Genomic DNA, 18,913 nt, shown 5'->3' on the forward strand with positions numbered 1-18,913 from the left:
CGTGTGCACTCCACCCCGATTTCGTGTGCGCTACGTGTGCACCGGGAGATCAAATGCGGTACAAACGTGTGCAATTTGGGCTAGTTTAAGTGCACACGTGTGCACCTGGTTCACGTTCTAGCCCATTGAAAGAATAGGACAACTTATTGAAATATCAAGACTATCGCTTTTCCGTGGCGCCCATGATGGATTGGACGGACCGGCATTGCCGGGTGTTCCATCGTCATCTGTCGCGGCGGGCGCTGCTTTATACGGAGATGCTCACCACCGGCGCCGTCATTCATGGCGATCGGCAGCGGCTGCTCGGGTTCGATCGGTGTGAGCATCCGGTGGCGCTTCAACTCGGCGGCTCGGATCCGCGCGAACTCGCCGAGGCTGCGCGGATCGGCGAGGCGTTCGGCTATGACGAGATCAACATCAATGTCGGCTGTCCGTCCGATCGCGTGAAGGATGGCCGCTTCGGTGCCTGCCTCATGGCAGAGCCCGAGCTGGTGGCGAGATGCGTTGATGCGATGAAGCGCGCGGTCGCGATTCCCGTCACCGTGAAGTGCCGCATCGGCATCGATGAGCAGGACCCGGAAGTGGCGCTTGATGCGCTTGCACATGCGGTGGTCGCCTCCGGCTGCGACGCGCTGATCGTGCATGCCCGCAAGGCTTGGCTCAACGGGTTGTCTCCGAAGGAGAATCGCGACGTTCCCCCGCTCGATTATGACCGCGTCTATCGCCTCAAGCGCGCAATGCCCGATGTGCCTGTCATCATCAACGGCGGCATTCTTGGTCTAGAAGAGGCGAAGGCTCATCTCGAACATGTCGACGGCGTGATGCTCGGCCGCGCCGCCTATCAGGAACCGTGGCGGCTCCTCTCCGTGGATCGGGAGATCTTTGGCGAAGCGGCGCCGCATGCGACCATGCAGGATGCACTCGAGGCGATGACGCCCTACATCGAGCAGCAGCTCGCGCGCGGAACGCGACTGCACGCGATCACGCGGCATTTCGTCGGCGCATTCCATGCCGTGCCGGGCGCGCGGGCCTTCCGCCGTCATCTGGCCGAGCAAGGGGTGAAGCCGGGCGCTGGTCTCGAGGTGTTGCGCGATGCGATCGCGCGCGTCGCTGCGCGCGCGCCGGCGGAGGCGGCGTAAGTCAGCTAGTCGACGGCCGTGCGCGAGCGGCGATGACTGCGCTGGAGTTCCGGATAGCCGGTGAGCATCAGCTTGTCGGCGCGCACGCCCCAGCTCTCAAGGCGGTCGAGGAAACTCATGCCGAGCAGATTGGTCTTCATCTGGCCGCGCTGCACGACGAGAGCCGGCACCGACTTCTCGACGAGATGGCCGACGGCGAGACGGTCAAGCGTGAGCCGCGCCGCCTTGGTGTGGCCGCCCGCGGTCTCGAGGTCGACGTTGTATTCAAGCATCTCGAGCGGCAGCCCGATCGCTTTTGCGGTTTCCCAGGTCAGCACCACCGACGTCGCACCGGTATCGATCACCATCGGCGCGGTGACGCCGTTGATCTTCGCACGCAGCGTGAATTCGCCGCCCTGACCGCGTGGGATCTGGACGGCCGGCGCCGGGGAGGCGGTCTGTCTGCGGAAAATGTGCGAGACCTTATGGCTAGCCCGCGCGATTTGGTCGGGGTCGCCATAGGCGACGACGGCACCTGCCGTGCCGGCGAGCATGACCAGAACGAGCAGGAAGCGGATCATCCTGCGCCCCCGAGGGCCCGCAGGCGGATCAGATGCGTTTCGGCGATCCCGCGATCGGCGCAAGTCCAGCTTCCGTCATGCGCGCCGGCAAGAGGGCCATGATCGCGAGCCGGTCCGCGCTTTCCATGGCATGCCAGCGCGCGATCTCGGGCAAGGTCCGGCCGCACCCGAAGCACAGCTTGGTCTTTGGATCCATCATGCAGACGGCGACGCACGGTGTTTCTTTGCTCATTCGGACATAGTGAGGGATCGTCGGACATCTCTGCAAGCATCTCGTTAAGAGCCTGTGCCCGCGCTCATGATCGGTTTGTGGCGCGGCCGGCGTTTCTCGTCGGGCAGGACGGAACTCTCCGGCTGGAGCGGCGGGGAATCATCCGACAGCGGGGCAAGCGCGCTCATCACACGCTCCGGCGGGAAGGTGACGATCACCTCGGTGCCGATGCGCAGCTTCGATTTCAGCGTGAACGTGCCGCCATGCAGGTCGATCAGGTTCTTGGCGATCGGCAGGCCGAGGCCGGCCCCCTGTTCGGCTGACTTGATCGAATTGGAGCCCTGGCCGAACGAGGCGAGCACGACCGGAATCTCGTCCTCGGGGATGCCGGAGCCGGTATCCTTCACCGAGAGATACTGTCCGCCCGAGGCGGTCCATCCCGCCTTGAGCCAGATCTCGCCGCCCTGCGGGGTGAACTTGATCGAGTTGGAGAGCAGATTGAGCACGACCTGCCGGATCGCGCGCTCGTCAGCCCAGAGCCGCGGCATAGCCTGCTCGAACACTTCGTGGATGGTGATGCCGCGGCTCGAGGCACGCAGCTTCATCAAATGATGGCAGTCCGCGACGATGCCGACCAGCGACACCGCTTCCTCGTTGAGTTCGTAGCGGCCGGCCTCGATCCGCGACAGATCGAGGATCTCGTTGATGAGATTGAGCAGGTGCACGCCGGAGTTATGGATGTCGGCGGAATATTCCTTGTAGACCGGCACCGCGTGCGCGCCGAAGATCTCGCTCTTCATCACCTCGGAGAAGCCGAGGATGGCATTCAGCGGCGTGCGCAGCTCGTGGCTCATCTGCGCGAGGAAGCGCGACTTGGCGACGTTGGCGGCTTCGGCACGGTGGCGCGCTTCGTCCGAGATCGCCTTGGCCTGCTCCAGCTCGCCGATCAGCGCGTCCTTCTCTGCGCGCGCTTCCAGCGTGGCGAAGGTGGAGGAGTGCAGGCGGTGCGCCAGCAGGACGAAATAGCCTTCGGCGGCGAGCGCCAGCGCTGCCAGGATGTAATTGTCCAGCGAACCCGTCACTGCGAAGCTCAGCGCCATCGCGACCGCGACCGGCGCCGTGGCGGCAAGTGCTGCGATCGGCAGGTTGGCGGCGAGCATGCTCGATACTGCGATCACCAGCAGCATCAGGAACATCATCAGCGTTTCCGTGACCATGTCGAGCACGGGATGGATCAGGATCGCCATCCAGCACAGGCCATAGAGCAGGTCGAGCACGACGAAACGCGTCCGCCATGCGCGCGTTGCCACGGGCGATGCGGGCTCGGTCAGGAAGCGCCGGCAATTGCGGATCATGGCGCTGTGGATGCACAGCATGCCGACGGTCCAGGCCGCGGCCGGGATCGGCTGCATCCACAGCCCGAACAGCACGCCGGTGGCCACCACCAGCAGCATCACGACATAGGAGGCGGATAGCCGCGTCTGGGCATATTGCCGCAGCATCTCGGCGTCGAAAGCCGGCCGGGTTCCACTGGTCGACGTTAACTTGTCCCGCGCCTCGCGCACCCGCTGCGCCGCAGCCCTTCGGCTGCTCGCCGATGGCGCGCTCACCGGCTCGGCCGGCAGCTGCACAACCTCGGGCTTTTCAGCGGGGTTACTCATCAAGCAACACGATTCCTGCCCACGCCGGGCGCGGGACTTCTGCATTGTCTATCTCTGGCAAGAAATCCTTAAGAGCTGACTTAAGGAGCTAAAGAATTACGTTAACCCGGCGTTAATCCAATGCCCGGTTCCGAACTCCGCTCGCGGAACCCGCAGCCCCTTCACCTGAAGAAAACGAGCGTGACCAACGCGAACACAGGCAGCAGCAGGACGGAGGTCCAGGCCATGTATCCGAAGAATCCCGGCATTGCGACACCGCCCGCTCGCGCGATCGCGTACACCATGAAGTTGGGCGCGTTACCGATGTAAGAGTTTGCGCCCATGAACACCGCACCTGCGGAGATCGCGGCCAGGGTCAGCGCGCCATTCGTCATCAGATGATCGGCGTCGCCTCCAGCAAGTTCAAAGAAGACGAGATAGGTCGGCGCATTGTCGAGAAAGGATGAGAGCAAGCCGCTCAACCAGAAATAGGCGGCATTGTTCGGTGTGCCGTCGGCGTTGGTGACCATGTTCACGACGGAGGCAAACGCGCCGGATTTGCCGGCGTTGAGGATCGCAAGCACGGGAATGATGGTGATGAAGATGGCGGCGAACAGCTTTGCCACTTCGATCATAGGGCCCCAAGAGAAACCGTTCGCGTCATGGTCCTCCTTCGAGGTGACGGCAAGAGATGTGAACACGACGCCGATCATCACGGCATCGCGCAGGAGGTTCTGCAGCTGGAGGTGCGTGCCGAGAACCTCAAATCCGCCGAGGTCGAGCTTGGCGCTCAAGAGGATCGCAGCAATGATGACTCCCATCAGAACGAAGTTGAGGCCGCCGCTGACCCGCAAGGGATTGTCCGGAGTTGGGTCCGGTTTGACGCGGCCTTCCTTGCGATAAAGATAAGCATCGATGCAAAAGAACAGGGCGAGCAGAATCCAGGCCACGAACGTAGTCTGCGCGAACAGGTGCGTCGTCGTCCAGAAGAAGTCCACGCCGCGCAGGAACCCCAGGAACAACGGCGGATCTCCCAGGGGCGAGAGCGAGCCGCCGATGTTGGACACCAGAAAGATGAAGAAGATGACGACGTGCGCGTTGTGGCGCCGGTCGTCATTGGCGCGGATCACCGGCCTGATCATGACCATCGACGCGCCGGTGGTGCCGATGACGCTCGCAATCAGAGTGCCCAAAGCGAGCAGCATCGTATTCAGAACCGGGGAGCCGTGAAGATTGCCGCGCACCACGATTCCGCCGGCCACAGTGAACAGAGCAAGGAGCAGCAGGATGAAAGGGATGTATTCGAGCAGCGCAGTATGAACCAGCGCCTGGATAGTTGGAAGCGGGCCGTACCAGGCGGCGAGCGGCAGCATGATCAGGGCAGCCCACATCGCGGCAATCTTGCCTTGGTGGTGCTCCCAGAAGTGAGGTGCTGCGAGCGGAAATATCGCGATCGACAGCAGCATGCCGGCGAAGGGGAGCGCCCACTGCGGGTGAATGCTCGCCCCATCGAGCGATGCGGCGAACGCCTGCGAAGGCAATGCAACGAGGATCAGGAGCGCGACCGGGAGCAGGCGAGCAATGAGGCGCGATCCCCGCCGACAGGCACCACCCGCGGCAATTCCGGCGATTCCGGGTCGGAGCTCCGGCACGACGCCGGCGCAGGCAACAACGAGGATGGCGGCGATCACGCTAAGCAAGGCTCCCCCAGTCGTTTGTGATTATTTCGGTTCGCACGTTCTGGACTTCGTCGCGGCCGGGGTCGCGACGAAGCACGATGCTGCACGGCCCGGGACAAGGCCGCAACAGGGCCTCAGCGTTGCAGGCGCGCGAGCAGGCTCGACGTATCCCAGCGCTTGCCGCCCATCTTCTCGACTTCGGCGTAGAACTGGTCGATCAGCGCGGTGACAGGCAGGCTGGCGCCGTTGCGACGGGCCTCAGCCAGCGAGATCGACAGGTCCTTGCGCATCCATTCGACCGCGAAGCCGAAATCGTACTTGCCCTCGTTCATGGTCTTGTAGCGGTTCTCCATCTGCCAGGATTGCGCGGCCCCTTTCGAGATGGTCTCGATCACCGCGGCGACGTCGAGGCCGCTCTTCTTGGCGAAGTGGATACCCTCGGAGAGACCCTGCACGAGACCGGCGATGCAGATCTGGTTGACCATCTTCGTCAGCTGGCCGGAGCCAGCGGGCCCGAGCAGTTTGCACATCCGCGCATAGGCCCCTGTGATGATCGGCTCGGCGCCCGAATACGCATCCTGCGCGCCGCCGCACATCACCGTCAGCACGCCGTTCTCGGCGCCGGCCTGGCCGCCGGAGACCGGGGCGTCGACGAATTTGAAGCCGGCCTTGGTGGCGGCAGCGTCCAGCTCACGCGCGACCTCGGCGGAGGCGGTGGTATGGTCGACGAAGGTCGCACCCTTCTTGATGCCGGCAAACGCGCCGTCGGGGCCGATCGTGACCGCGCGCAGATCGTTGTCGTTGCCGACGCAGCACATCACGAAATCCTGGCCTTCGGCGGCGGCCTTCGGGGTCGGTGCGGTCTTGCCGCCGAACTTGTCCGCCCATTCCTTCGCCTTCGCCGCGGTGCGGTTGTAGACGGTGACCTCATGGCCCCCTTTTTTCACGAGGTGTCCGGCCATTGGGAAGCCCATCACGCCGAGACCGAGGAAAGCGACTTTAGCCATGTGTGGTACCTTGTCCGTAGTTGGGTTTTACGGGTTCTTGCCAAGCGAGGGCGCCTGGGTTCCGCGGTGAGGGCGGATTGGAGGCGCACCATAAACCCTTGAGGCCAGAGGGCAACGGCTTCGTTTGGCGGCCCCCTGTGCTAGGATGGCGGACCCAAGGACTTCAAAAAAGGGAGCGAGAGCATGGGCGGCGTGAGCGTTGGCGTCCTCGATCATTTCAACATCCGGACCCGGAATCTGGCCGAGACCGTCCGCTTCTACGCGGACGTGCTGGGCCTGGAAAAAGGCGCACGGCCGAATTTCGCCTTCCCGGGCGCCTGGATGTACAGCGAGGGTAAGCCCGTGGTGCACCTCGTCGACATTTCTGCGACCGCCGAGCCACAAAAGCCGGATTCCGGCGTCGTCCACCACGTCGCCTTCGTCAGTCGCGGCTTCGACGGCATGAAGCATCGGCTGGCATCCAAGGGGATGAAGTTCGAGGCCCGCCAGGTGCCCGGCGGCGACCTCTGGCAGATTTTCGTCCACGACCCCAATGGGGTCATGATCGAGCTGAATTACGAGGCCGCCAGGGAGCAGGGGGCGGCGCCCGCCGAAAAGGCTGACGATATCGGCAGGCAGTAGCCTTTTGGGCGTTTCCGCTCTATTTGGGCATCCTAAAGCCTTGAGCATGATCTTGTCGGAAGACCGCTCCATATTTTTCCGGATCATGCTCCGTTCAGGAGATGCGCTTTGAGCGTGACGCAGCAACAGGTTCTCGACGGTCTCGCCAAGGTCAAGTCGCCCCGCGGGGTCGCGCTCACTCATGCCAATGTGCTGAGCGCGATCAGCGCGTCCGACGGCAAGGTGTTCTTCTCGATCAACGTGGATGCCGCCGAGGCAAGGGCCTGGGAATCCGTCCGGGCCGAAGCGGAGGCCGCGGTGCGCGCTATTCCCGGCGTCACCACCGTCATGGTGGCGCTGACCGCCGAGCGCAAGCCGGGCTCCGCGCCGCCGCCACCCCCGCAGCCGAGCCGCGGCACGCCCGGCGTGCAGCCGGCCCATGCCCACAAGCCGCCGCAGGGCGGCGGGTCGCCGATGGCGCGGCAATCGGAAATCCCGGGCGTTGCCGCCGTGATCGCGGTCGCCTCCGGCAAGGGCGGCGTCGGCAAGTCGACCACCGCGCTCAACCTGGCGCTGGGCCTGCGCGACCTCGGCCTCAAGGTCGGGCTGCTCGATGCCGACATCTACGGCCCCTCGGTGCCGCGCCTGACGGGCCTGCGCGACAAGCCGGAGCTGAACGACGAGCGCAAGATGATTCCGCTTCGGCGTTTCGGCCTCGCCATCATGTCGATCGGCTTCCTGGTCGAGGAGGAGACCGCGATGATCTGGCGCGGTCCCATGGTGATGTCGGCGGTGACGCAGATGCTGCGCGACGTCGAATGGGGCAAGCTCGACGTGCTGGTCGTCGATATGCCGCCGGGCACCGGCGATGCCCAGCTCACGCTGGCCCAGAACGTGCCGCTCAAGGGCGCCGTGATCGTCTCGACCCCGCAGGACCTCTCCCTGATCGACGCGCGGCGGGGGCTTGCCATGTTCAAGAAGGTCAACGTGCCCGTGCTCGGCATCGTCGAGAATATGAGCTACTTCCAGTGCCCGCATTGCGGGACCAAGTCGGACATTTTCGGCCATGGCGGGGCGCGGCATGAGGCCGAGAAGCTCGGGGTGCCGTTCCTCGGCGAGATCCCCCTGCATATGGCGATTCGCGCCACCTCGGACGCCGGTAATCCCGTCGTCGACAGCGAGCCGGACGGTCCTCATGCGGCGATCTACCGCGCCATCGCGGGGCAGGTTCGGGACCAGCTGAAGGGCGTCATCGCCGCAGCCTGAACCGGCCGGCCGCGGGCCCCCTGCGACATGCGACTTTTGTAGAGCCCCGTCATGCCATTGTCGCGTTCCGTAACCGCGCGGTCCGTGTTAAAGGCGCACGGCAGTCAAGCCCCTTCGGTTCGACGCGACATTGACGCGTCGCCGGAATGAGCGGCGGCATAAGAGAAGTTAAGGGGAAACGCCCCAGCAAGGAGAGACCTGAATATGAAGCGTCGTGATTTTCTTAAAGTGTCGGCAGCAGGCGCGGCGGCGACCGCGGTGGCCTCGCCGGCGATCGCGCAATCCTCGCCCGAGGTGAAGTGGCGCCTGACTTCGAGCTTCCCGAAGTCGCTCGACACCATCTATGGCGGCGCCGAGCAGGTGGCGAAGTACGTCGCCGAGATGACTGACAACAAGTTCCAAATCCAGGTGTTCGCCGGCGGCGAAATCGTCCCCGGCCTCCAGGCGCTCGATGCGACCTCGAGCGGCACGGTCGAGATGTGCCACACCGTCTCCTACTACTACGTCGGCAAGGACCCCACCTTTGCGATCTTCGCCTCGGTGCCGTTCGGCCTCAATGCGCGCCAGCAGAATTCCTGGCTCTATCAGGGCGGCGGCAACGAGCTCGCCAACGAGTTTTTCAAGAAGTCGAACGTGATCGGCTTCCCCTGCGGCAACACCGGTACCCAGATGGGCGGCTGGTTCCGCAAGGAGATCAAGACCGTTGCCGACCTCTCCGGCCTCAAGATGCGCATCGGCGGCATCGCCGGCCAGGTGCTTCAGAAGGTCGGCGTGGTGCCGCAGCAGCTCGCCGGCGGCGACATCTATCCGGCGCTGGAAAAGGGCACCATCGACGCGGCCGAGTGGGTCGGCCCCTACGATGACGAGAAGCTCGGCTTCGCCAAGGTTGCCAAGTACTACTACTATCCGGGCTTCTGGGAAGGCGGTCCGACCGTCCATGCCTTCGCCAACCTGGAAAAGTTCAATGCACTGCCGAAGAACTACCAGGCGATCCTTGCCAACGCGACCACCCATGCCAACACCTGGATGGCTGCGCGCTACGACATGCAGAACCCGGCCGCGCTGAAGCGCCTGGTTGCCGGCGGCACCCAGCTTCGCCCGTTCACCAACGAAGTGCTGGAAGCCTGCCTCAAGTCCACCAACGAGCTGTGGGCTGAGATCTCGGCCAAGAACGCCGACTTCAAGAAGTCGATCGACGCCATGCAGGCCTACCGCTCCGACGAATATCTGTGGTGGCAGGTCGCGGAATATACCTACGACAGCTTCATGATCCGCTCGCGCACACGCGGCTGATCTGCGGCTTAAGTCGTAAGACGGATGGCCCGGCCTCGCTCGCGAGGCCGGGCTTTTTCTTTGCCGCAGTGCGATCACGATGGCATTCGGCCGCGGCTTGCGCCATGCTTGCGGCAAGCCTCGACAAGAAGGCCCACAATCACGATCCATCAGGGCAGGAAATCATGAAGAGAAGAGACTTCATCAAGGTCACAGGACTTGGTGCGGCCGGCGCCGCCACGCTCGCGGCTCCCGCGATCGCGCAGTCGATGCCGGAAATCAAATGGCGCATGCCGACCAGCTGGCCGAAATCGCTCGACACGCTGTTTGGCGGCGCCGAGATGATGTGCAAGATGGTCGCGGAAGCGACCGACAACAAATTCCAGATCCAGATCTTCGCGGCCGGCGAGATCGTGCCGGGCCTCCAGGTGCTCGACGCGGTGCAGAACGGCACCTGCGAAATCGGCCACACCGCGTCCTACTATTATTTCGGCAAGGACCCGACTTTCACCTTCGGCTCGGCCGTGCCGTTCGGTCCCAACATGCGCATCAACCAGGCCTGGTACATGCTGGGCGGCGGCCGGGACGTGCTCAACGAGTTCTACAAGGGCTACAACGTCGTCTCGCTGCTCGCCGGCAACACCGGCTGCCAGATGGGCGGCTGGTTCAGGAAAGAGGTCAACACGCCCGAGGACCTGAAGGGCATGAAGTTCCGCATCGGCGGCTTTGCAGGGCGCGTGCTCCAGAAGCTCGGCGTGGTGCCGCAGCAGCTCGCCGGCGGCGACATCTATCCCGCGCTGGAAAAGGGCACCATCGACGCCGCCGAATGGGTCGGCCCCTATGACGACGAGAAGCTCGGCTTCTACAAGATCGCGCCGCACTACTATTATCCCGGCTGGTGGGAAGGCGGACCGATGCTGATGGCCTTCGTCAACCTCGACAAGTGGAACGCGCTGCCGAAATATTACCAGAGCGTGCTGGAGCAGGCCGGCCACTACGCCAACAACTACATGATGGCGCGCTACGACAACGCCAATCCGTTGGCGTTGAAGAAGCTGCTCGCCGGCGGCACCAAGCTGCATGCTTTCTCGCCGTCGATCATGGATGCCTGCCACAAGGCCGCCAAGGAGCTGCACGCCGAAGTCGCTGCGACCAACCCCAACTTCAAGAAGGTGCACGACTCGCTCTCCAAGTTCACGAGCGACGGCTACGCCTGGTTCCAGGTCGCCGAGGTTGGCTACGACATCTTCATGGCGCGGCGCTCGCAGAGCTGATCGCACGATCCGTCGCAGGCAGCGCCCTGGAGCGAAGGCTCCGGGGCGTTGCTGTTTGCAGGGGCTGGAATCAAGAACATGGAAAACAACCCCATGCACAGTAGCCAACGGCTTGATAAGTCGCGGAAAAAATCGGCGGTACAAGCAGCCCTTGCGGAGGCGGGGCCGGATGCTGCGGTGTGCGGGAGAAGTCGGCTCCGGAGCCCGCCGATCGATGGATCGTTTCGCCCGGCGGCTTCTCGACCAGGAGCAGTTTGACCTGTCGGGCAAAACAGGAGTAGAAAGCAATCATCGAATAATCCGAAATCGAGTTCGTCGATGCCAGCCTGGAGACGACGATGAGCTTCGATCCCGACGATGTTCAAAGAACGCTGCGCAAGGCATGGTCGTTGTCAACCGCACGCCAATGGACGGCGAACAATCCCGCGGCCGGGCAATGCAACGTCACTGCTCTGCTCGTTCAAGAACTCTTCGGCGGTGATTTGCTGAAGACGCCTCTGCCGGCCGGCGACCATTTCTACAACCGGATCGAAGGCCGGAGGTATGACTTCACGGCGAGCCAGTTCGATCAGCCGATCGCTTACAAGGATCTGCCGACAAGTCGCGCTGAGGCAGAGCTGGGAGCAACAAGCGACCAACTGGCTGAACTGAGAGTCGCATTCCGGAAGCATCATACGAAGTCAGGCTAGCGCCGAAACGGGCATCGACCGCATCGCAAACGCCGCTTCACACTGATCACCAAAGCGAGAGGTGTGAAGCGGTTCACAGTCACGTCGAGAGAAATTCGCTAGAAATTCCGGGAAGCTAGCGAGCTTTCCTTGATTGCGCCGACCGATGCCGTGCGGTGCGCCGCTGCGATCAGGACCGAGGTCAAGAAGAAAGCCCGCCCGAACCCCGAGCTGTGCGTCCTGGCGGGCAGAACGCCGGCTGCCAAGATACGGAGAGTGATATCCGAAATAGCGGTTGTGGCCTGCACCGCTTCTAAGGTGCGGAGCGCGGAAATACCGTGGCACGACGCCCTCCACATGCGATGTGGGCCTTGCTGACCGCCAGGGACTTTTTTGCAAGGCGCCTTTTTGCGCGGATAGTGCGCGGCTGAGGATTGCGTCGTGGCGAAGGTCGTTTTCAATCTGACCATCGAGGATTGTGGCGAAGACCATTGCCGCATCGTTGCGGAATACAATTCGTCGAGCCGCGAGATCGAAGTCGAGAAGCTCAAGCCGAGTTTTCGCCAGAACCTGAGACCGCTGCAGGAAGCGATTCTTCAGAGTCCTGCCGCGCGCAGCGCCGAGGCCGCGCTACGCCCGCGAAACCCGGATGCGGCCGCGGCAAATGGCGGCAATGAAGCAAGACCCGCCATCCGTGATGCTGCCGGCGCTCTGACTTCGGGGTCGGACGAGCGAATTGTCCAGGAAATCGGTTCGCAACTCTTCGACTTCATCTTTCAGCGAAAGATCCTCGAACTCTATCAGGAATGCTTCCAGGCAGCGCGAAGAGACGACGAGCCGTTCCTGATCCGCTTGCGAGTCAGCGATCCCACGCTCGCCTACGTGCCCTGGGAAACGATGTATGACAAGAAGAACCGCATCTATGTGACGACCTCCCAGAGCACACCGTTCACGCGTGCTGTCGACGACTATGGCGAAGAACGTCGGATGAGCGCTGCAAGGCCGATACGGGTGCTGGGCATGGCTGCGAGGGTCAAGGTTCTGAACGGATTCCCGCTGGATGAGATCGAGGTCGACGCCGAGCAGGTCGCGATCAAGAGGGCACTGAACGATTTGAACGACGGCAAGAGACTGAAGCTGTCCTGGATTCCTTCGGCAAAGGCGCGCGATCTCAACCGTCGTTTCCTGAGGGGAGATGACGGCAAACGGTGGGATCTGTTTCACTTCATCGGTCACGGCGGGCACGATCCGGATCGGCAGATGGGCTTCATCGTGGTGCAGGAAGAGGGCGGATCGAGCGGGATTCGGCTGTATGCCGACACGTTGAAAGTGTTCCTTACCCAGCCCGGCCAAACGCCGAGCCTCGTCGTTCTGAACTCCTGCAGCGGGGCGCAATCCGACGGTCCCCTGTTCTCGAGCACCGCTGCCGAGCTCATTCAGGGCGGCGTCCCTGCGGTGATCGCCATGCAGTTCGAGATCAGCGACAACATGGGGCTCGCGTTCGCCGATACGTTCTACACGTATCTCGCCGACAACGTATCGATTCAGGCCGCTCTGGCGCATACGAGGGCCGAATTGAAGGCGCGCCACTTCGCCGAATGGATTTCTCCGGTTCTCTACATGCGCGGCCTCGACGGTGAAATTTTCGTGGACCGGGCTGTACCCTAGCGGATGTTCATCAATGTACGGCTTTGACCCGTCCGTCGTTGCTCTCGGCCTCGGTGCGATCGCGATCTGCATCGTCAGTGCGATCGACTTTCACGCTCCTTTCGAAACCGTGGAGATCCGCTATGCCGTGATGCGCGACCGCTATTATTTCGCGGTCCTCGCCTACGTCACGATCGCCGTGGTCTTCTATGTGTTCATGGTCAGCCAAGTCCGCTGGCTGACCAATCAAATCTATCCCGGACTCGGCGCCGGCCTGCTCGTTGCCGTACCGGCGACGATCGCATTCATGGTGCTGGCGCCGCACCTGCCGATCCTATCTCGGGTGATCGGACTTCTGAGAACCATGATGCAGACGCTGGCGCGCTACCCGCAGGCCGTGGAGACCGTCATCGTGGCCATCGCGCGTTCGCCCATCCGGGTGACGGAGCGGGCAAAGCCGGAGTTGCAGCGCGAGCTCGAAGGATATGGCGTTCCCGCGAGGCTGATCGAGAAGGCGCTCAATCAGGATGACGAAGTGCTTGCCGTCGGCGCGACGGCCATGATCATGCAGGTTGCTTCGCTTCACACCAGTTTCGTCGAACTGCGCGGCAACCCGCGCTTCGAGAAGTTCTTCCGCGCGCGGAAAGCCGCGTTTGACGAGCTGGAGAGGCAGTATCGGCGAATGCTGCGACGGTCGGCGCGGGCCCTCCTGCTGACGGAAGACATCATGGTGTCGGATGTCGACGCGCGGGAGCTGGTGCTCGAGATCTCCGATTTCATTGCGGAAGAGTGTGAGGATTTGCGGGTCGCATACCAGCGTCGTCTGGCCGAGGCGACCTTGTCGGTCGTCGACAGGCGCGATTCCCGGACGGAGCTGATATCCAGCTTCGGGTATCAGACCGTTCTGCCCCAGCCATTGCCGTTTGCACCCCTGGTGACGATCTTCGTCCTCGACTTCGCGGTCTCTGTCGCGCCGCTGTTCTTCCTTGATCTACCGAAGAAGTTTGCGGTTGGTTCGCTGGCCGGAGGCCTCTCGTCCCTCGCACACGCGGTCGCGCTGACGATCTCGATCTTCTTTGCAATCTATCCGAAGGCCTCGACGAATTTCGCGCGCCCCTCGCTGTACGCGTTGCCCTGGAGCTCTTACGTGGTCTTCGGGGCGTGCTCGTATCTGGCGGGCAACTTCATACTATGGTTGACTTACAGCACGATTCCGATCGCTGAAGGCTGGCTGGCGAAGAATCATCCGTTTGCGGCGAGCTCGCTGTTCTCCCTGATCTTCCTGGTCAACACGCTGGTCCTGAGCATTCTTCTCGACGTGCGGCTGAGGGCGGATCGGCTGGATTATCACGAGGCGAGACTGAAGGACGGCGCGGCCCATGCGGTGGTCATGGCGTCGCTGATGTTCAGCCTTCTCGTCAGCTTCGTATTGGTGACCAGGGCCTTTGGTCTGGAAATGCCGACCATCCCGTTGTCGTGGTACGCTGGCATCGTCGCGTCCTTCGGAGTTCTCGGCTTCGTGGTCGGATACCTCGTGCCCTCGACGGCGGAAGCCTACATCGAATCCAACAAGCTGATCCGGAAGTCGTCGGCGCTCGATGGCAATCTGCTCGGTTGGGCCGCGCCTGCGTCGCAGTCGACTGTCAAGCCTTGACCTCGCGCTGTCGGAGGGGCGCGCGACGTGCGCCCCGCGGCATTTGAAGGACGTAACGAAGAACGCATCTGCACAGGGGGAAGGACATGGCTGTAATCGAGATAGCAGACGGGATCGTGGTTCAAAGTCCCGACGATGTCGAGGTCAGGGTGGTTCAGGACGGCGCTGCCCGCCGGGGATTGCGCCGCGCCTCCACGAGCCAGATGAGGGGCACCGATCAACTCAAGAGGGCGCTGTCGGCGTCCGACTTCACGATCGCGGCCGAAGTTGAAATGGCGCCGACGCGGCCCGGAACGCGCGCCCTGCGACGGGACGCGCAGACGCCGACTCAGATCGAGGTCGAGGTCGGACCGTCCGAACGGGCGATGGTGCTGATCGAAGGGGCAGGTGGCGTCTATGCCTGGAGCTACCCGCAGCAGGTTGCCCGTCCATCGCGGCAACGCGGCGGTAGACAAGTTCTGGTGTTCCCGCTGACGGCGGAAACGAGCGGCACCCGCGGAATCTCCACGGCACGCGGCAAGCGTGGCCCGGTTCTCGACTGGGTCTCCGACAAGCTGATCGATCCGGTCCGCGCCTATGTGCTGAAGTTCGTCGCCAGAACGGCCGTCGATGCGGCGACCGACTACATCGAGGGAGACCGGGAGGAGGGGATCGTGATGATGACCGGGCTCGATCCGGCAGCATGGACCCCGTCGCGATCGGAGCGGCCTCGCTTGCCGCAAGATCGCCCGCTCAAGATCCTGCTCATGGTGCACGGCACGTTCTCGTCGACCGCGGGTGGCTTCGCGCAGCTTGCCGGTTCCGAGAGCGGGCAGGCATTTCTTTCGAGAGCCAACCAGCACTACGACGCCGTGCTCGGCTTCGACCACAAGACCCTGATCGCAACGCCCGGCCAGAATGCAGCCGCTCTTGTTGCGGCGCTGCAGGCGCTGGGAATCCCGGAAAAGTCGTCGATCGACGCGGTCGTCCACAGCCGCGGGGAACTCGTCTATCGCGTGGTGGAAAATCGGCTTGCGGAGCAACGACCGGACATCCGGCTCGGCAAGGCCATCTTTGTCGGCTGCACGAACGCCGGGACGCATCTTGCCGAGCCCGAGAACTGGGCGGCGATGATCGATCTCTACACCAACGGGATCATGGCCGGCGTCCGTGCGGTTTCATACCTGGCGGGCGGGGCTGCGTTGAGCCCCATCGTGGCGCAGGGGATCAAGACTGTCGGTCGCTTTGTCCAGGCATTTTCGGAAGTCGCCATCGACGAGCAAAGAGTGCCCGGACTTGCGGCGATGCGGCCCACGAGCGATCTCGTCAGGGAGTTGAACGGGGCGGCCGGTCCTCTCGACAAGCTCGCGACCTATTATGCGATCACTTCGAATTTCGTCGCGCAGGTCGAACCCAGCAAGGGGGTGACGAGGGAGTTCGCCGAGTTCATTGCCGATCGCGTGACAAATCGCCTGTTCCGGCTCGACAACGATCTGGTGGTGGATACCTCGTCGATGACCTCGTTCGGGACCCGCGCCTCGCGCCTCGCCAGCGACGCGACCTTTGCCTTCGGCAATACGGACGACGTCTTTCACACCACTTATTTTGCGACGGACGTCGTTCCGTTGAAATTGAGTGAATGGCTGGGCGTTGGCGCAGCTCGCCTCGGCGAGCAATTTGACCTGGCGCGGACAGTATCGCGCCGGGCGACGCGGAGAGCGGCGTCCCACGGTGAACACTCGCTGGGAGCCGTTCTGCCCTCTCCCCATCTGGAGAACCTCGAAGCCGACTCGATGTCGGACACAACTACGCTGCGGCGGATGCCAACACGTGCGGCTCCTGCGGCCGCATCGCCCGTTCCGAGCCAGGCGTCCGTCGCAGCCGAGATGCCGCCCTTGGCACCTTCTCCTGATTCAAGAACCGCTGCCTGCTATTTTGCGGCAGAGATCGAGTCTCATCCGCCGCCCAGGAAGCCGGTCCCGCTGTTTGTGACGGTTTCGCGTGAGAGGATCCAGGCTGCGGAAACACAAACGTCCAGCGCCTCGGATACCCCGGTCAACATCGACGCGTCCCGCGCCATCGTCGTTGAAGTCATCGCCCGCAGAAATTGCCGGGTCATCGGCGAGGCCAGCGCGGATATCGACGTGCCGCGGGAACGACGGGCGGAGGCGCTGCGGTTCGTCGTGGAAGGCGTTGCCGAGGGCGCCGCCGACATTCTCGTCGAGGCGCGGCAGGGTCCGCGCATTCTGGCGTCCTTCACCCTGGCTCCCGTATTCGTCGATGCAGACAGCAAGACCTTGCGCCGGAGCCAGGTCGGGCTGGCCATGGCGGCACGCCCTAACGAGCCGGCGGTGCTGAGGATCTACGAGATCGTGGAGAGCGGCAAGGTGACGCTCCGCTTCGACCTTGCCTGCGTCGATCCCAACATCGCAGTTTCGGAATCGCGCACCCTTCCCGGGGGGTTCTCTCGCGACGTCTACGTTGCGGAGATCTTCAAGGGCATCGAGACTTCCTGGCTCGCGACGAACCGGTTGTATGACCAGTTCCTGTCGCGCCTGCAGGCAAACGGAATTGTCATGGCGAACGAGTTGTTGCCGGACAAGGTCCGCGAGGCGTTGTGGACCCATCGCGAGGCGATCCGCGCGATCCAGGTCATCTCGGAGGAGCCGTTCATTCCCTGGGAGCTGCTCTACATCAATGATCGGAAGTCCGGACAGGCCGGCAAGGGCTTCCTCGCCGAATGGGGGCTGGTCCGCTGGCTGCACAGCACGCCATGGCCCGGTCCGAGCCTTGCAATGCGCAATGATCGCGTCAACTACGTGATCCCGGCCTATCTCGATCCCGCCCTGCGGCTCGAAGGCGCCGGTGCCGAACGCGAGATGCTGGCCAAGCTGTTCGGCCATCCCCGCGAGGTCCCGGCCGACAGCATCTCGGTGACGGACTTCCTCCAACAGCATGCCAGGGACTGCGACGTTCTGCACTTTGCCTGCCACGGCGAGGCGGCGCAGCGGGCGGTCATGACGGCTGACCTGTTGATGGCCGGATCCAAGGTGGACGGCGGCTTTGCGCAGGATTCGCTATCGGCGGATCAGGTCAAGGCTTTTGCGCGCTTCGCGGAAAGCGGACCGAGACCAACCATTTTCATCAATGCCTGCCAGACCGGGCGCTCGGGACGCGGTATCGGTGGAGGTGTCGCCGGTTTTGTCGATGCATTCCTGCGGCCGTATTCCGAACTCGGCGCGGGCGCGCTGGTCGGAGCGCTCTGGTCGGTGGACGACAAGCTCGCCTACAGTTTTGCCGAGGCGTTCTATCGCTCGCTCAAGGACGGAAACGTGCTGGTGGAAGCCGTCCGAACGGCTCGCGAGGCAGCCAAAAGCCGGAAGGAACTGACCTGGCTGGCCTATTCCGTGTACGGCAATCCGTTTGCGCGCGTCGAAGTTGGTGCCTAGATCGAACTGGCGCGGGATGCCTGCCCGCCGTTCCAGGCCTCGTGAGTTGCGAGTCCGATCGGCTTACACGAGCCTGACATCGGGGCGATCGGCTCACCGCGCATTTTTTCGCTGGCCCAGCCGTCCGGAATGCTGGAAAAGAGCGGCGAAGATTTCGGCACGAGCCGTGCGGTGACACCAGAATATCGATGCGCCTTCTGATCGTCGAGGACAATGCCGAACTGTCGCGGCTCGTTGCTGGCGGACTGGCCGCAGCCGGCTACGAGAGCGACATCGTGGGCAGCGCTGCCGCGGCGCGCGAGGCCGTGAGCAGCGTCCGCTATGCCGCGATGATCCTCGACCTCGGCCTGCCCGACGACGACGGCCTGTCGGTGCTGCGCGAGCTGCGGCAGCAGATGGAGCCGCTGCCGGTCCTGGTGCTGACCGCTCGCGGCGGCCTGCAGGACCGCGTCACCGGCCTGCGCAGCGGCGCCGACGACTATCTCGCAAAGCCGTTTGCCATGGAGGAGCTGGTAGCGCGGCTGGAGGCCATCCTGCGCCGGCCCGGCCAGTTGCTCGGCCGCTCGCTCAGTCTCGCCAACCTCGTCTACGACACCGAGAGCCGCCAGATCTTCGTCGACGACCAGCCACGGATCATCTCCGCGCGCGAGACCTCGGTGCTCGAGATCCTGCTGCGCCGGCAGGGTCGGGTGGTGCCGAAGAAGAACGTCGAGGACCACATCTTTGGGCTCGAAGGCGAAGTGGCCTCCAATGCGGTAGAGGTCTATGTCTCGCGGCTGCGCAAGCAGCTGGCTGAACACGGAGCCAGGGTTGTAATCCATACCATCCGGGGCGTCGGCTACCTCATGAATGAGGAGAAATAGCGTGC

15 protein-coding genes are annotated in these 18,913 nt (G+C 63.3%); 10 read left to right on the forward strand and 5 right to left on the reverse strand.

Features of this window, described 5'->3' with window-relative positions; genetic code table 11:
- The first annotated feature begins 146 nt into the window (after positions 1-146).
- Positions 147-1,139, forward strand: a complete 993-nt coding sequence (gene dusA, locus ACSHT2_RS34160) for a tRNA dihydrouridine(20/20a) synthase DusA (protein ID WP_440639473.1) — start codon at positions 147-149, stop codon at positions 1,137-1,139.
- Between the two features lie 5 nt (positions 1,140-1,144).
- Here the strand turns inward: dusA and ACSHT2_RS34165 are convergent, their stop codons facing one another.
- From ACSHT2_RS34165 to ACSHT2_RS34185, 5 genes are all read right to left on the reverse strand, one after another.
- Positions 1,145-1,699: a TIGR02281 family clan AA aspartic protease gene (locus tag ACSHT2_RS34165; protein ID WP_440639474.1), complete on the reverse strand. Its 555-nt coding sequence runs from the start codon at positions 1,697-1,699 to the stop codon at positions 1,145-1,147.
- Positions 1,700-1,727: 28 nt separating this feature from the next.
- A complete protein-coding gene (locus ACSHT2_RS34170; protein WP_319331156.1) occupies positions 1,728-1,931 on the reverse strand; it encodes a DUF1289 domain-containing protein in 204 nt (67 codons plus the stop codon).
- Between the two features lie 44 nt (positions 1,932-1,975).
- The gene (locus ACSHT2_RS34175) at positions 1,976-3,571 is read right to left on the reverse strand and encodes a sensor histidine kinase (protein WP_440639475.1); all 1,596 of its coding nucleotides are present in this window, start codon (positions 3,569-3,571) and stop codon (positions 1,976-1,978) included.
- A gap of 161 nt (positions 3,572-3,732) precedes the next feature.
- Complete coding sequence (locus ACSHT2_RS34180; protein WP_440642994.1) at positions 3,733-5,124, reverse strand: sodium:proton antiporter; 1,392 nt, start codon at positions 5,122-5,124, stop codon at positions 3,733-3,735.
- A gap of 239 nt (positions 5,125-5,363) precedes the next feature.
- Complete coding sequence (locus ACSHT2_RS34185; protein WP_440639477.1) at positions 5,364-6,236, reverse strand: NAD(P)-dependent oxidoreductase; 873 nt, start codon at positions 6,234-6,236, stop codon at positions 5,364-5,366.
- 183 nt (positions 6,237-6,419) lie between these two features.
- Between ACSHT2_RS34185 and ACSHT2_RS34190 the strand changes: the two genes are divergently transcribed.
- The 9 genes from ACSHT2_RS34190 to ACSHT2_RS34230 all read left to right on the forward strand — a co-directional run bounded on the left by ACSHT2_RS34190 (position 6,420) and on the right by ACSHT2_RS34230 (position 18,908).
- The gene (locus tag ACSHT2_RS34190; RefSeq protein WP_440639479.1) at positions 6,420-6,857 is read left to right on the forward strand and encodes a VOC family protein; all 438 of its coding nucleotides are present in this window, start codon (positions 6,420-6,422) and stop codon (positions 6,855-6,857) included.
- A gap of 108 nt (positions 6,858-6,965) precedes the next feature.
- Positions 6,966-8,102 (forward strand): P-loop NTPase, encoded by a 1,137-nt coding sequence (locus ACSHT2_RS34195; RefSeq protein WP_440639481.1) that lies wholly within the window; start codon positions 6,966-6,968, stop codon positions 8,100-8,102.
- Between the two features lie 204 nt (positions 8,103-8,306).
- Positions 8,307-9,395, forward strand: coding sequence for a TRAP transporter substrate-binding protein (locus tag ACSHT2_RS34200; RefSeq protein ID WP_440639483.1), 1,089 nt, complete (start codon positions 8,307-8,309; stop codon positions 9,393-9,395).
- A gap of 164 nt (positions 9,396-9,559) precedes the next feature.
- Complete coding sequence (locus tag ACSHT2_RS34205; protein WP_319331162.1) at positions 9,560-10,648, forward strand: TRAP transporter substrate-binding protein; 1,089 nt, start codon at positions 9,560-9,562, stop codon at positions 10,646-10,648.
- 338 nt (positions 10,649-10,986) lie between these two features.
- Positions 10,987-11,337 carry a YunG family protein gene (locus ACSHT2_RS34210; protein ID WP_440639485.1) on the forward strand — a complete coding sequence of 117 codons (351 nt, stop codon included), beginning with the start codon at positions 10,987-10,989 and terminating at the stop codon, positions 11,335-11,337.
- A 420-nt stretch (positions 11,338-11,757) separates the two neighbouring features.
- Positions 11,758-12,984, forward strand: coding sequence for a CHAT domain-containing protein (locus ACSHT2_RS34215; protein ID WP_440639487.1), 1,227 nt, complete (start codon positions 11,758-11,760; stop codon positions 12,982-12,984).
- 13 nt (positions 12,985-12,997) lie between these two features.
- Entirely contained in the window at positions 12,998-14,617 is a 1,620-nt protein-coding gene (locus ACSHT2_RS34220) for a hypothetical protein (RefSeq protein ID WP_440639488.1), read from the forward strand.
- 86 nt (positions 14,618-14,703) lie between these two features.
- A complete protein-coding gene (locus ACSHT2_RS34225) occupies positions 14,704-18,045 on the forward strand; it encodes a DUF7379 domain-containing protein (RefSeq protein WP_440639490.1) in 3,342 nt (1,113 codons plus the stop codon).
- Between the two features lie 188 nt (positions 18,046-18,233).
- A complete protein-coding gene (locus ACSHT2_RS34230; RefSeq protein ID WP_440639492.1) occupies positions 18,234-18,908 on the forward strand; it encodes a response regulator transcription factor in 675 nt (224 codons plus the stop codon).
- The last annotated feature ends 5 nt before the right edge of the window (positions 18,909-18,913 follow it).

This window comes from Bradyrhizobium sp. PUT101, from assembly GCF_052043945.1.
Lineage (GTDB): Bacteria > Pseudomonadota > Alphaproteobacteria > Rhizobiales > Xanthobacteraceae > Bradyrhizobium.